Raw genomic sequence first — 14,729 nt, 5'->3', positions numbered from 1 at the left:
TTCCCTTAGGGCATCTCAACGGAATTCTGTTTTCCACTACGGATTTTTCCCGGTTTCAATATCGGCTGGGAGCGTCAGCATCGAGAGTGAGGGGTTCCCGCAGGTCGTTTTAAGCGGTCGAATCTCCCCTTGCTGCATGATCCGTAGGCATTATGATTTCATGAGTCGAGCTGGTTACCCCACCACGCACTGAATGTTCTGGAAAGATCCCGGGCAGGCTAAGCCGCATCGACGCAGGCATGCCTCCCTCCTTGGTTGCGACCATCTTTCACTCGGACAGTAACGCAAACTACGCATTCGTTTTTTCCGAGGATTCCCAAACAAAACATCACGCGGGGGACATTCGACACTGACATTGTGATACTTTTCACAATGCCCTCCTTGCAAGTGTGTTGAACTATAGTCTCCCAAGCGGGAGTGAGGCCCAAGATGCCACGCCAGATCACGATTAGCAAAGGCTTGGATCTGCCGATTGCCGGCAAGCCGAAACAATCGGTCGAAGAGATCGCGGACGTCCGTAAGGTCGCCGTGATGGGACGCGACTACATCGGCATGAAGCCGACCATGATGGTCACCGAAGGGGACACCGTCCAAGCCGGTCAGCCCCTGTTTGAAGACAAAAAGACGCCCGGCGTTCTCTTTACATCGCCGGTCGCTGGCAAAGTGGTTGAAGTCAACCGCGGTGCTAAGCGTAAGTTTCTTTCGGTCGTCATCGAAGCCGAAGGCGACGATAAAGTTGCCTTTGAGTCGTTCAATCAAGCCGATCTATCGCAATTGGATCGAGCCAAAGTTGAAGAGAACCTGGTCAAATCAGGGCTTTGGACTGCTTTCCGAACTCGCCCGTTCGGCAAGATTCCCGCGTTGGGAACGTCGCCACGCTCGATCTTCGTTACCGCTATCGATACGAATCCTCTTGCCGCGGATCCTGCTCCGATCATCAAAGGAAACGAGCTGGAATTCATCGCCGGCTTGGAAGTGATCAGTAGCCTGACCGAAGGCAAAGTTTTCCTGAATCAGGCTCCCGGTGCCGCATTGCCTGGTAGCAGCCTCGATTTCGTTGAAGACGTCGAATTCGCTGGCAAGCATCCTGCCGGTTTGGCTGGGACGCACATTCACTTCCTAGATCCTGCTGGGCCTGGAAGAGTGGTCTGGTATCTGGGCTATCAAGACGTGATCGCCATCGGACATCTCTTCCGGACTGGGGAACTGGACACGAAGCGAGTTATTTCGCTGGCTGGTCCTGGAGTGAAGAATCCTCGCCTGATCAAAGCGCCGCTTGGGTCAAGCATCGAAGACCTGACCGATGGGGAACTCAATGAAGGCCCCATGCGAAAGGTCTCCGGATCGGTTCTTTGCGGTTACGAATCGCAAGGAGTTGAAGCCTATCTAGGTCGTTACCACACGCAGGTTTCAGTTCTGGAGGAAGGCCTCCAGCGAGAAATGTTTGGCTGGTTGGCTCCAGGCTTTAAGAAGTTCTCGGTTAAGTCGGTGTTCGCATCGTTCCTCTCGCCTGGCGAGTTGGAAATGACAACGACGGCCAACGGTAGCCACCGTGCGATCGTGCCGATCGAAGTGTACGAAACGGTCATGCCGTTGGACATCGAACCAACCGCTTTGCTTAAGTCGCTCATCGTTGAAGACACCGATTCCGCTCAGGCTTTGGGCTGCTTGGAATTGGAAGAAGAAGACATCGCTCTGTGTACGTTTGTGGACACAGGTAAACACGATTTCGGTACCATTCTGCGGAAGAATTTGATCCGCATTGAAGCCGAAGGATAGCCATGAAATTTTTACGCGGAATGCTCGATAAGGTCGAACCAATGTTCCTCGAAGGAGGAAAGTTGGAGCGACTCTATCCGCTGTACGAAGCGGCGGATACGTTTTTGTACACGCCACCAGATCGTGCCAAGGGACTAACCCATGTGCGCGACGGGCTGGATCTCAAGCGAACGATGATCTTCGTCGTTCTCTCCCTGATTCCATGTATTTACATGGCCCTGTGGAACACCGGGTATCAGGCCAACTTGCAGATCGCAGCTGGGGCACAGCCAACGGCTGATTGGCACGAGACGCTGTTCGAGATGACAGGGCTCGCGCACGATCCGTCAAGTTGGATTAGCAACATCGTGCTGGGGACAATCTTCTTCCTGCCGGTTTACATCGTCACGATGAGCGTCGGTGGTACGATCGAATTGATCTTCAGTATCGTTCGCAAGCATGAAATCAACGAAGGCTTCCTCGTTTCCGGAATGCTCTTCCCGCTAATCCTGCCTCCCACGATTCCTCTATGGCAAGTGGCAGTCGGCATTGGGTTCGGCATTCTTGTTGGTAAAGAAGTCTTCGGCGGTACTGGAAAGAACTTCCTGAACCCTGCTTTGACGGCACGTGCATTCCTGTACTTTGCCTACGCGACGGACATTACCGGGGAAAAAGTCTGGACGGCCGTTTCGCCAGATGGCTTTAGCGGTGCAACGACATTAGGTGTGGCTGCTTCGTCTCCTACGGGAACGACCATGGCAGAAGCCGTTCAACAGGTCGACGCTCACGGAATTACTTGGATGGGAGCCTTTATGGGCTGGATCCAAGGTTCGATGGGTGAAACTTCGACGTTCGCTTGTTTGCTCGGTGCCGCCTTCCTGATCGCAACCGGAATCGGCTCGTGGCGAATCATGGCGGGCTGTGTGATCGGAGCGATGGGCTTGTCCGGCATCTTCATGCTGGCCAGCAGCGACGTTCTTCTCGGGATGCCTCCCTGGTGGCACCTCGTTATCGGCGGTTTCGCTTTCGGTACCGTGTTCATGGCAACCGACCCTGTTTCGGCAGCGATGACGCGAACCGGTAAATGGTTCTACGGCATTTTGATTGGTGTCGTCACGATCTTGATTCGTGTCGTCAGCCCGGCGTTCCCTGAAGGGATCATGTTGGCCATTTTGTTTGGCAACGTGATGGCTCCGCTGATCGACTACTTCGTCCTGCAAGCCAACATCAATCGGAGAAAGGCCCGCTATGCGACGTGATAGTGTAGGCGGAACCATCCTGGTTGCCGCAGTGTTATGCGTGGTCTGCTCTGTGATTGTGAGTGTTGCAGCGGTTGGCCTACGAAGCTTCAAAGAGAAGAACGCTTTGCTCGATAAGCAGCGAAGCGTCCTGGCCGCCGCAGGCCTGTTGGATCCAAAAGATTCCGGCAAGCAGGTCACCGAGAAGTTCAACAATGTTGAAAAGCAGATCGTTAACCTCGAGACCGGCGAAGTCGCCACTCCCGAAGAGTTGAAGGAAGCTGGTATCCTCGATCCAGCCACCTACGATCCCAAAACTGCTCGTGACAATCCCAATTTGAATCGTGCCGTTGAGGACTTTCCTGGTTTTCAAACCACCGAAAAGTACACCAACGTTTATCTGATCAAGAAAGACGGCAAGCTGGAAACCCTTGTTCTTCCAATTTACGGGAAGGGTCTGTGGTCGACGATGGAAGGCTTTTTGGCCTTGGAATCCGACCTCGTGACGGCCAAGGGGATCACCTTTTACTCGCACGGTGAAACGCCTGGCTTGGGTGGTGAAGTCGATAACCCGACTTGGAAAGCTCAATGGCCTGGCAAGAAGCTGCGTGACGAACAAGGCGACGTGTTGATCGAAGTAAAGAAAGCCGGGGGTGCTTCGGCAGACTCCCAGTCGCAAGTCGACGGCTTGTCCGGTGCCACGATCACCACCAATGGTGTGAACAATTTCGTGCGGTTCTGGCTCAGCAACGAGGGCTTTGGAACCTATCTCGAACACCTCCAATCGAAGGAGAAGTCCGATGGCTAAGAGCTCCGCAAAGGACGTTTTGCTCGACCCAGTCGTGCATAACAATCCGATTGCCCTGCAGGTCCTTGGGATCTGTTCGGCGTTGGCTGTGACCTCGAGTTTGAAGACTTCCGCGGTGATGTGCCTGGCCGTGATCGCGGTCACCGCATTCTCGAACTTGGGCGTCAGCTTGATTCGGCAATTCGTTCCCGGCAGCATTCGTATCATAGTTCAGATGACGATCATTGCTTCGCTTGTGATCGTGGTCGACCAGCTGCTTCAGGCATTTGCCTACGGAATCAGTAAGCAAATGTCGGTGTTTGTCGGTCTGATCATTACCAACTGTATTGTGATGGGCCGAGCGGAAGCGTTTGCGATGAAGAACAAGCCAGGGATCAGTTTCCTGGATGGTATCGGCAACGGCCTCGGTTACTCCGTGATCTTGCTGATCGTTGGTTTCTTCCGCGAACTTCTCGGCAGCGGCACGCTGTTCGGATTCACGGTGCTCGCACTGCAAAAGAACGGTGGCTGGTATGTGCCTAACGGCTTGATGCTGTTGGCTCCTAGTGCGTTCTTCCTGATTGGCTTCATCATTTGGGTCATTCGCGCTTTCAATCCTGAACAAGTCGAATCGGAGGGCTAAACGATGGAAGATCATTTAACCATCGCCCTTAAGGCGATCTTCAGTGAAAATCTGGCTCTCGCATTCTTTCTCGGGATGTGCACATTTTTGGCGGTGTCCAAAAACGTGAAAACAGCCCTCGGGTTAGGTGTGGCCGTGATTGTTGTGATGACGATCACCATTCCGGTTAATCAATTGATCTACTTTAACTTCCTGAAGAAGGGGGCCCTCGGCTACTGGCTCGGCGAAAGCTACGCCTCGGTCGACCTCGACTTCCTGCGGTTGATTACCTTTATTGGTGTGATCGCGGCAATCGTGCAGATCCTGGAAATGACGCTCGACCGTTACTTCCCGCCGCTGTACACCGCACTCGGTATTTTCCTTCCGCTGATTACCGTGAACTGCGCCATCCTGGGTGGTTCGTTGTTCATGGTTGAACGTAACTACAGCTTCAGTCAAAGCGTTGTGTATGGCCTGTCGGCTGGCTTTGGCTGGGCATTGGCGATTGCCGCGTTGGCTGGTATTCGTGAAAAACTGAAATACAGCGACGTGCCGGACGGGCTCAAAGGCCTGGGCATTACCTTTATTACCGCTGGCCTGATGGCGATGGCCTTCATGTCGTTCGGCGGGATGTTGTAAGCCAATCGTTTCGGCTCACCACTGAAAAAAATTGACAGACTCCTGGCATCAGGAAGAACATTGCAATGGGTACAATTTTTCTCGGCGTCGGCATGTTCACCGTAGTGGTTCTGCTGCTGGTGGCCGTCATTCTCTTGGCCAAGAAGCTCTTGGTTCCTTCCGGTGACGTCGCGATCGACATCAACGAGCATACCAAGGACATCAGCGTTCCAGCTGGCGGCAAGTTGCTCAATGCTCTCGCCGATCAGGGCGTGTTCGTTTCCTCTGCCTGCGGTGGTGGTGGTACGTGTGCCCAGTGCGTCGTGCGTGTGAAGAGCGGTGGCGGCGACATCTTGCCGACGGAACGCTCGCACATCAACAAGCGACAAGCTCGCGAAGGATATCGACTTTCCTGTCAGGTCGCTGTTAAGCAGGACATGGAAATCGAAGTTCCGCACGAAGCTTTGGAAACGAAGAAGTGGGAATGCGAAGTCATCTCGAATCGCAACGTCGCCACTTTCATTAAAGAATTCAAGCTGAAGATTCCGGAAGGCGAGTCCGTTCCGTTCAAAGCTGGTGGTTACATTCAGATTGAAGTCCCACCGCACGAACTTGCGTACAAAGACTTCGCCATCGAAGAGGAATACCACGAAGACTGGGACAAGTTCAATCTCTGGCGATACACCAGCAAAGTTGACGAACCGGTTATTCGCGCTTACTCCATGGCCAACTACCCGGGCGAGAAGGGCATTATCATGCTCAACGTCCGTGTTGCTTCGCCACCACCGCGTGCTCCCGAAGGTACGCCTCCTGGTAAGGTTTCCAGTTATATCTTTAACTGCAAGCCTGGCGATAAAGTGACCATCAGCGGTCCTTACGGCGAGTTCTTCATCAACGACAGTGACGCTGAAATGGTGTACATCGGTGGTGGTGCTGGTATGGCTCCGCTGCGTAGCCATATCTTCGAGTTGTTCAAGAACTTGAAGACCGGCCGCAAGGTGACTTACTGGTATGGTGGTCGTAGCTTGCGTGAATTGTTCTACGTCGAAGAATTCCGTGAAATCGAAGAACAGTTCCCGAACTTCAAGTTCAACATCGCGTTGTCCGATCCTCTGCCGGAAGACAACTGGACCGGCTACACCGGCTTTATCCACCAGGTTCTGTTGGAAAACTACCTGAAGGATCATCCGGCTCCGGAAGACATCGAATACTACATGTGTGGTCCACCGATGATGAACCAAGCCGTCTTCAAAATGCTGGACGACTTGGGCGTGGAACCGGAAAACATCCGCTTCGACGACTTCGGCGGCTAAGCCCTCACTTGGCGAGCATGTTCGGCTCGCGAAACGTCATGCGAAATTACATCACGGCCGGCCTTCTGGGGCTGGCCGTTTTCCTTGGGTGCCAAACACAAACCCCGCCAGAGCCGGTCGCGTCCATTCAAGGACAAACGATGGGGACGACCTACGCCGTTCGCGCGGTTACAGGTCCCGATGGTGCCAAGCGGTTGGAGTCTCTGCAGCCGAAAGTCGATTCGCTTCTCGCCGAGATCAATCGGCAAATGTCGACTTACGATCCGCAGTCGGAGCTTTCCCAATTCAACCAAGCGAAGGCTAACAACTGGGTTTCGGTTTCTTCGGAACTTGTCAAAGTGGTTCACGATGCCAAGCAGATCAGTGATGCCACCGAAGGGGCGTTTGATGTCACGGTTGGCCCAGTTGTCAATCTGTGGCGATTTGGTCCAGACAAACAGCGCAAGAGCTTTCCAACCGACGAAGAGATCGCGGCGGCCGACCAGTTTGTTGACTATCGGCACGTTGAAACGCAAGGCAATCCGCCGGCGCTGCGGAAGCAACAAGACGAAACCTATGTCGATCTGTCCGCCATCGCCAAAGGGTATGGCGTCGATGCCGTTTTCCAGTTGTTGCGAAAGGAAGGCTTGACCGATTTTATGGTCGAGATCGGCGGCGAAGTACGCGCGACAGGGCTCAAGCCGAATGGCGAACCTTGGATGATTGGGATTGAAACGCCGTCGGATAACCAGCGTAACTTCAGTATTGTCGTCGGTTTACACGATAAAGCCTTGGCAACGTCAGGCGACTATCGAAACTTCTTTATGCACGACGGCAAACGCTATTCCCATACCATCAATCCCAAGACAGGGCGGCCCGTCGAACATGACTTGGCTTCTGTCAGTGTGCTCCATCCAGAATGTGCAATGGCCGATGGTTACGCGACCGCTCTTTTGGTCTTAGGGCCTGAAGAGGGATATAATTTCGCTCAGGAGCACAACTTGGCCGTGCTGTTCCAAATGCGGAAAGAAGACGGCAATGTTGAGACCAAAGCTACCACCGCTTGGCAGCAATACCAAATGAAATAGAGGATGACTGAAAATGCTTTCCATGTTGCTAATCACCGTAGGCGTATTCGCGATCGCCTTGGCTGGAATGGCGGTCGGTGTGATCCTCAGCAATCGCCGGATCAAAGGAAGTTGCGGCGGGCTGAATAACTTCAAGGACTCCGTCGGCAACCCTATCTGCGATGCCTGTAGTAATCCATCGCCAACATGCAGCCGAATTCCGGAAGAGGAACGTTGCCAGGAGCCTGCGGACTGCACCGATCATGAAACCGAAGAGAACGCGACGCACCACGCCCATTAGGAATCGCGAGCGATACCTGAGAGCCCTTTTTCAGGGCTTTTGCGAAACTTTACGGATAGAGTGGGGGTTTAACAGTCGAACCCACACTTTTCCTAACTTCGCAATTTCTTTCCAGGGGGCTGGCCATGAAATGCTCAGCGCGGTGTCTCTCGGTGCTCGGTTGTCTCTTGTTAGCTTCGGCAGCGTTTGCTCAAGCACCCTCTTTCGATCGACTCGATCGCAACAGTGACGGTAAGATCGAAAAAGATGAATTGCCGATGCAAGTTCAGCGGTTTTTCGATCGACTTGATGCTGATTCCGATGGCAGTATCTCCGAAAAAGAATTTGATACTTTCGAGCAGCGCCGGGCCCAAATGCAAAGAGCACGTCAGGGCCAAAACAATCAACGAGACAACAACGTGCAAGGCGTAAAAGTTACTCGAGACATTCCCTATCTCGACGGGAAGAATGATCGCCAAATGCTCGATATCGCGATCCCGGAAAAGCCGTCCACGGAAAAGCCACTGCCGGTCATCGTGCTTATTCATGGGGGCGGCTGGCAAGGTGGCACACGCGGTCCCTTCTTAAGCCGGGCCATGCCGTTAGTTCGCCAAGGCGATTATGTGGCTGTATCGATTGGCTATCGCCTGACCGATGAAGCCAGCTGGCCGTCGCAAATTCATGACTGTCAGGCCGGGCTACGTTGGGTCAAAGCCAATGCCGAAAAGTACAATTGGGATCCTGAAAAGATCGTTGTCTGGGGCAGTTCCGCCGGTGGTCATCTTGTGGCAATGCTGGGCGTTTCGGCCGACGTGAAAGAATTAGACGGAAAGCTTGGCCCTCATGCTGATCAAGATCTTACGGTTGCCGGAGTGGTCGATTTCTTCGGCCCTGCGAACATGTTGACGATGGGAGAACCGGCTGGGTTCGAGCGTCACGACAGCCCTGATTCGCCGGAAAGTAAATTGCTCGGCGGACCTGCTAAAGAGAACGTTGACGTAGCGAAGTCGGCATCGCCGCAAAGGCATGTCTCGAAGGAAGACGCTCCATTTTTGATTCTGCACGGAACGGAAGACGCCACGGTTCCGTTTCAGCAGTCGGTCGACTTCCACGACGCACTTCAAAAAGCTGGCGTCGATTCGACCTTTGTGCATGTCAAAGGGGGAGGGCATGGTTTCGGCGGTCAGGAAATCAATGAACGTGTCGAAGCGTTCCTTGCGAAGACACTACTTGGCGAAGACGTTGAAGTGAGTGACAAGCCGATTGAAGTCTCTCCACGGCAACCGCGACGTCAACGTCCGATGCGACGTGCCGAATAATCACTCGCTGCGTGCAATCGTACGTTCAGTTGATTACACTAGGCTGATGAAACCGCAAAAGTTTCGTCAGCTTTTTTTATGGGAGTCACCGATGTCTCGTGTCGTACTGTTCGCTCTGCTACTTACTTTCCTGGGTGTGACTTCTATTTCGGCGGACGAGCGTCCAAACTTCGTCCTGATTTACGCCGACGATCTTGGTTGGAAAGATGTCGGCTACCAGGGTAGCGACTTCTACGAAACCCCCGTGATCGATCAACTCGCTCAAGAGGGGATGACGTTTTCGGCAGGGTATGCGTGTGCTGGGAACTGTGCTCCTAGCCGTGCTTGTTTGCTTTCTGGGCAATATACACCGCGGCATGGTTTGTACGCTGTCTACAACACCGAGCGGGGTAAGAAGAATGAAATGCGTTTGGTACCGACACCTAACAGTGACGGACTGAGCGCTTCTAGCTACACGCTCGCTGAAGCTTTGAAAGATGCTGGCTATGTGACCGGTCATTTCGGTAAATGGCATTTGGACGGCAAAGATGGTGCCAAGCCAAGCGAACAAGGCTTCGATGAAACGTACGATTCGTTCGGGGATGGCGAGTTAAAGGAGGGGACTGAAACCAATAAGAAAGGGCCGCCTACCGATCCGAAAGGTGTATTTACCCTGACTGATAAAGCGTGTGCGTTTATCGAAAAGAATCGCGATCGTCCATTCTTCTGCTATTTGCCGCATCACGCCATTCATGGCCCGCTTCAAGGGCAACCCCAGACGGTTGCGAAGTTTCAAGAGAAGACAAAAGGGGAAGAGCACAAGTCGGTAATGTATGCCTCGTGCACGTACGACTTGGATGAAAGTGTCGGGCGTCTCCTGAAGAAGCTGGACGAACTAGAGCTTTCCGAGAAGACGATGGTGATCTTTACGAGCGATAACGGAGCGACGCCACAATCTTCACAGGAGCCACTGCGTGGAAATAAGGGAGGCTATTACGAAGGAGGCATTCGCGAACCGTTTATCATTCGTTGGCCAGGCAAGATTAAAGCAGGCAGCAAATCGGATACGCCGATCATTCAAGTCGATCTCTACCCAACAATTCTCGATGCGGCTGGCATCGCGGTTCCAGAAGATAAGAAGCTCGATGGCGAAAGCTTAATGCCGCTTCTGACCGGCGACGGCGAACTCAAACGCCAAGCAATCTTCTGGTACTTTCCTGGTTATCTGGATCGACCTGTCACGCGTGGACGTCCGTTGGATGTTCGAACAGGGTTTCGATCGCGTCCGGTCAGCGTGATCAATAAGGATCATTGGAAGCTGCACCTATTTCACGAAGAGTGGGTGCTCGATGGGGGCATGGATAATCTGCCGCAAAACGGTGCCGTCGAACTCTACGATCTTCGGGCCGATATCGGTGAGCGGCACGATCTGTCGGCTAAAAATCCAGAAAAACGAGACGAATTGGTGCGAGATCTCATCGAGTGGCATCAGCACGTTGGGGCCAAAATTCCCAGCCAGCCGCACCCGAAATACGATCCTGGAGCCGAAAATAAGGGTAAGCGTACGAAGAAGCAAAACGGTAAGGGTTAGGCAAGCTTCATTCATTGGTGCCATCTGGGGGAACATGCTTGCGTTCCACCCGTCCGGGGAGCCGTGTATCAGCCGCAACTTATGACTATCAAAGGGTTTTCCTATTGGACTTACCCTGGCGGCCTCGTGTAAAATAAAATGACCTGAGACATTTCAGGAAAAACTGTAGGCAGTTAACGACGATGTAATACATAGTCGACCTGCCGACGGTGATCCCGCCTCCGTTCCTTCCCCACCTGTCAGTTTTGTAGAACATCGACGTTTATATTCCATGAGGAACGTCGGCCGGGCCGTAATACCCTTTCTGCAAAACACCTCCGGAAACCTATGAAGTCCTTCGCTTTATCTGCTGGAAAGATCCTTCCGCTTGCGCTCTTGGCGGTGCTTGGCGTCAGTCAATTGTGCTGGGCCAACGACGAAGCCTTGCGCGACAAGGGAAAGAAGATCTACACCAACATGTGCGCTGACTGCCATGGCGAAAATGGCGAAGGGGTTGTCGGTGCGTACGAATCTCCGCTGGTTGGAGATGCTAGTCTGGGGGAACTCTCGCACCAAATCGTTAAGACGATGCCGGAAGGGGATGCCGAGTCGTGTGTTGGTCCCGATGCGGAAGCCGTCGCCGCTTACATGCATTATGCGTTCTACAGTGAAGCCGCTCGAATACGTAATCGTCCACCACAAATCTCACTGGCCCGTTTGACTGGCAACCAGCTTCGTCAAAGCCTGGCCGACATCTACAGCCATTTCCACGGAACGCCTGGCTATACGGAAGAACGTGGTGTGAAGGGTATCTACTTCACTGGGGCTCGTTGGAAGAATGAGAATAAAAAGATCGAACGCGTCGATTCCATGATCGACTTCGATTTCGGTCGTGAGAGTCCCGGCGAAGGCATCAACAAAGAAGACTTTCTGATCCATTGGAACGGCAGCATCATTGCCGAAGAGACCGGCGACTACGAAATCGTCGTTCGCAGCACCGTTTCGTTCACCATGGATTTCGGCAAGTTGGGTCGAACGTTGATCGATAACCACGTTCAATCTGGTGATAAAACAGAGTTCCGGGAATTGGTTCGCCTGACCGCTGGTCGCGCGTATCCATTCAAGATCGACTACGTCCAGCGAAAGCGTAAGACCGAACAACCACCGGCGATGATTTCGCTCTCGTGGGTTCCGCCGCACGGTACGGAGCAATTGATTCCGGAGCGGAATCTGATTCCATGGACGACTGAACCAACCTACTCGTTGCAAACCAAGTTGCCGCCCGATGATCGAAGCTACGGCTTCGAACGCGGGATTGCTGTCGATCGCCAATGGGACGACTCGACCACATCCGCCGCAATCGAATTCGGAATTGTCGCCGCCGAAGAGCTTTGGCCTCACTACAGTCGTCGCAACAAAAAAATCACCGAAGAGAACCGCGAGCGTCTGAAGTCGTTCCTTACCGAGTTCGTCGAAGTCGCTTTTCGCACGAAGCTTTCCGATGAATTGAAAGAGCTGTACATAAATCAGCAGATTGCTCAATCGCCGGACGACAACGAGGCGATTCGCCGAGTTGTATTGATGACGCTCAAATCGCCACGTTTCCTCTACCCGCAAACGGATAAGCACGATTCTCCTTCGCAGCAGGCCGCCAATCGTTTGGCGTTGACCTTCTACGATTCGATTCCGTCCGATAAGTGGTTGCTGGATAAAGTCGAGAAGAATCAGCTGCAAAACGAACAACAAGTTCGGGACGCTGCCTGGCGAATGGTCAACGACTACCGCACACGTGGCAAGACCCGCGAGATGCTGCACGAATGGCTCAACGTCGGGCACTTCGGCGAGATTACCAAGGACGAAGCACGTTTCCCTGGATTTGAGCCTGAACTGGTCGCCGACATGCGAGCTTCGCTGGACGCATTCCTGGACGACGTCGTCTGGAGTGAAAAGAGTGACTACCGACAGTTCTTCACTGCGGATTGGGCCTACTCGTCGGATCGAATGGCGAAGTTCTACGGCGATGCTTGGAAGCCAGCCGAAGTTGCGATACCTGAGGAAGACAAGCAGCCCCGCGGACCTCGCCCGCAAGATTTGCGAAAGACGGCCAGCGACGGCAAGCATCGTCTCGGCTTGTTGACGCATCCTTACTTGATGAGTGGCTTGGCCTATACCGATTCGACTTCTCCCATTCATCGTGGTGTCTTTTTGATTCGCTACGTGCTCGGTCGGACGTTGCGACCACCGAATGATGCGTTCACGCCTCTGAGCCCTGACTTGCATCCCGACCTGACGACACGTGAGCGTGTGGCTTTGCAGACCAGCCCGGAAAGCTGCCAGGTATGCCATACACGAATCAACGGCCTCGGATTTACGCTCGAACATTTCGATGCGGTTGGTCGTTTTCGTGAACTGGAAAAAGAACGACCTATCGACTCGACTGGTTCGTACACGACCCGTGACGGTCAAGAGGTCACCTTTCAGAACGAGCAAGAGTTGGCCCAGTTTTTGGCCAATAGTGACGACGCCCATCGGGCATTTGTCAGCCGTGCGTTTCAGCATTTCGTCAAACAGCCGGTGGCCGCTTATGGGCCGAATAAGCTGGACGAACTGACTGAGAAGTTTAAGAATAGTGGATATAGCATCCGCGCTTTGTTGGTCGAGATCGCAGTGATCGCGGCCATGGAACCCCACAACGCCAAGATCGCAGGATGAACCTATGGTGCATCAACTTTCACGACGTGACTTTTTGCAGAAGACCGGCATCAGCTTTGCCGCCGCGAATCTGCTTGCCGGTTTGCCAAGCCTCGGCTGGGCATCCCAAGCCGCGCCGAAGAAGCGTCTGGTGTTTATCTTCAGCCCTAATGGCGTGATCCCAGACCACTTCTGGCCAAAGACGCTCGGTTCCGACTACGACATGCAGCGGATCCTCAAGCCGCTCGAGCCTTTCAAGCAGCAGACGATGACCATCAAGGGCATCGGCAACCTGATTAAAGGGGATGGCGACGGTCATATGCGCGGCATGGGCTGTCTGCTAACAGGGATCGAACTGTTCCCCGGCGACGTCCAAGGTGGATCCGATACCCCAGCCGGTTGGGCCATGGGGATCTCGGTCGATCAGTACCTGAAGAATCAACTGCAAGCCAATGCCGACACCCAGACCCGATTCGGTTCGCTCGAGTTTGGTGTCATGGTTCCCGATCGCGCCGACACATGGACGCGTTGGTCGTACGCTGGTCCAAATCAGCCGGTCGCCCCGATCGACGATCCTTACCAGATGTTCGATAATATGTACGGTCAGGCCAAGAACCGAGCCATGCTTGCCAGCGTGCTCGACGATCTAACCGACGACTTTAAGAAGGTTGAAAAGCTGATCAGCGTCGAAGATCGCCAGCTGCTCGACACGCACATGCAAATGGTGCGAAAAGTCGAATTGGAACTTCAGGCCGAAATGGCTCAGCAGCAAAAGCAAAAGGCGGAACAATCGGAGGATGAAAGAGCCGAGCTCGATCATGCCATTCCTGAACTGCCGCCGAATGTTCGCGAAGACAACGACAACATTCCTCAAATCACCAAGATGCAGATCGAGTTGATGGTCAACGGTTTCGTGCACGACATGAACCGCATCGCTTCGCTGCAGATTACCAACAGCGTAGGTCAGCCAAAGATGAAATGGCTGGGCATCGACGAAGGGCACCATGGCTTGTCGCACGAGCCCGATAGCAACGAAGACGCTTACGAGAAGTTGATCAAGATCAACACCTGGTACTGCGAACAAGTCGCTCACTTGGCCAAGCGTTTGTCGGAAACGCCTGAGCCCGGTGGCAATGGTAGCATGCTCGACAATACCACGATTGTCTGGACCAACGAACTGGGTAAGGGGAACTCCCACACCCACAACAACATTCCGTTTGTTCTCGTTGGGGGTGGTCTCGGCTTCAAGATGGGTCAGGCCCTCGACTTCAAGAAGGTCCCGCACAATCGTTTGCTGATGAATCTCTGCGAAGCGATGGGCTATCCGCAAAAGACGTTCGGCAACCCCGACTACTGCGGCGACGGCCCCCTGACCGGGCTGACTTAATCGCCCACTGAGCATCCCACAATAAAAAAGGCCGTAGCAGTTGCTACGGCCTTTTTCGTATGTCCGCTCTCAAAAACCTCACCCGGCGACTTCCCATCCCCTGTCGCCGGGTGAAGTTTGA

General features: G+C 53.6%; 12 protein-coding genes. All 12 read left to right on the top strand.

Going from position 1 to position 14,729, the window contains the following annotated elements:
* Window positions 1-429 precede the first annotated feature (429 nt).
* The 12 genes from LA756_RS13540 (at window position 430) to LA756_RS13485 (ending at window position 14,608) form a co-directional block, all read left to right on the top strand.
* The gene (locus LA756_RS13540) at window positions 430-1,779 is read left to right on the top strand and encodes a Na(+)-translocating NADH-quinone reductase subunit A (RefSeq protein WP_224435260.1); all 1,350 of its coding nucleotides are present in this window, start codon (window positions 430-432) and stop codon (window positions 1,777-1,779) included.
* Window positions 1,780-1,781: 2 nt separating this feature from the next.
* A complete protein-coding gene (locus tag LA756_RS13535; RefSeq protein WP_224435259.1) occupies window positions 1,782-3,017 on the top strand; it encodes an NADH:ubiquinone reductase (Na(+)-transporting) subunit B in 1,236 nt (411 codons plus the stop codon).
* Complete coding sequence (locus tag LA756_RS13530) at window positions 3,007-3,804, top strand: Na(+)-translocating NADH-quinone reductase subunit C (RefSeq protein WP_224435258.1); 798 nt, start codon at window positions 3,007-3,009, stop codon at window positions 3,802-3,804. The genes LA756_RS13535 and LA756_RS13530 overlap by 11 nt, the downstream gene beginning before the upstream one ends.
* On the top strand, window positions 3,797-4,426 hold the full coding sequence (locus LA756_RS13525) for an NADH:ubiquinone reductase (Na(+)-transporting) subunit D (protein WP_224435257.1): 630 nt from the start codon (window positions 3,797-3,799) through the stop codon (window positions 4,424-4,426). The genes LA756_RS13530 and LA756_RS13525 overlap by 8 nt, the downstream gene beginning before the upstream one ends.
* A 3-nt stretch (window positions 4,427-4,429) precedes the next feature.
* Window positions 4,430-5,044: an NADH:ubiquinone reductase (Na(+)-transporting) subunit E gene (gene nqrE, locus LA756_RS13520; RefSeq protein ID WP_224435256.1), complete on the top strand. Its 615-nt coding sequence runs from the start codon at window positions 4,430-4,432 to the stop codon at window positions 5,042-5,044.
* A 65-nt stretch (window positions 5,045-5,109) separates the two neighbouring features.
* Window positions 5,110-6,336 (top strand): NADH:ubiquinone reductase (Na(+)-transporting) subunit F, encoded by a 1,227-nt coding sequence (nqrF, locus tag LA756_RS13515; protein ID WP_224435255.1) that lies wholly within the window; start codon window positions 5,110-5,112, stop codon window positions 6,334-6,336.
* A gap of 38 nt (window positions 6,337-6,374) precedes the next feature.
* Window positions 6,375-7,403, top strand: a complete 1,029-nt coding sequence (locus tag LA756_RS13510; protein ID WP_224435254.1) for an FAD:protein FMN transferase — start codon at window positions 6,375-6,377, stop codon at window positions 7,401-7,403.
* A gap of 13 nt (window positions 7,404-7,416) precedes the next feature.
* Window positions 7,417-7,683 (top strand): hypothetical protein, encoded by a 267-nt coding sequence (locus LA756_RS13505; protein ID WP_224435253.1) that lies wholly within the window; start codon window positions 7,417-7,419, stop codon window positions 7,681-7,683.
* A 125-nt stretch (window positions 7,684-7,808) separates the two neighbouring features.
* Window positions 7,809-8,981 carry an alpha/beta fold hydrolase gene (locus LA756_RS13500; protein ID WP_224435252.1) on the top strand — a complete coding sequence of 391 codons (1,173 nt, stop codon included), beginning with the start codon at window positions 7,809-7,811 and terminating at the stop codon, window positions 8,979-8,981.
* Between the two features lie 91 nt (window positions 8,982-9,072).
* Window positions 9,073-10,551, top strand: a complete 1,479-nt coding sequence (locus LA756_RS13495; RefSeq protein WP_224435251.1) for a sulfatase — start codon at window positions 9,073-9,075, stop codon at window positions 10,549-10,551.
* A 327-nt stretch (window positions 10,552-10,878) separates the two neighbouring features.
* Entirely contained in the window at window positions 10,879-13,242 is a 2,364-nt protein-coding gene (locus LA756_RS13490; protein ID WP_224435250.1) for a DUF1592 domain-containing protein, read from the top strand.
* Window positions 13,243-13,246: 4 nt separating this feature from the next.
* Entirely contained in the window at window positions 13,247-14,608 is a 1,362-nt protein-coding gene (locus LA756_RS13485) for a DUF1552 domain-containing protein (protein WP_224435249.1), read from the top strand.
* The last annotated feature ends 121 nt before the right edge of the window (window positions 14,609-14,729 follow it).

Source organism: Bremerella sp. TYQ1 (genome assembly GCF_020150455.1).
GTDB classification, from domain to species: domain Bacteria; phylum Planctomycetota; class Planctomycetia; order Pirellulales; family Pirellulaceae; genus Bremerella; species Bremerella volcania_A.
Note: the sequence above shows the minus strand (reverse complement) of the source record. Positions and strands in the feature narration are given on the sequence as shown.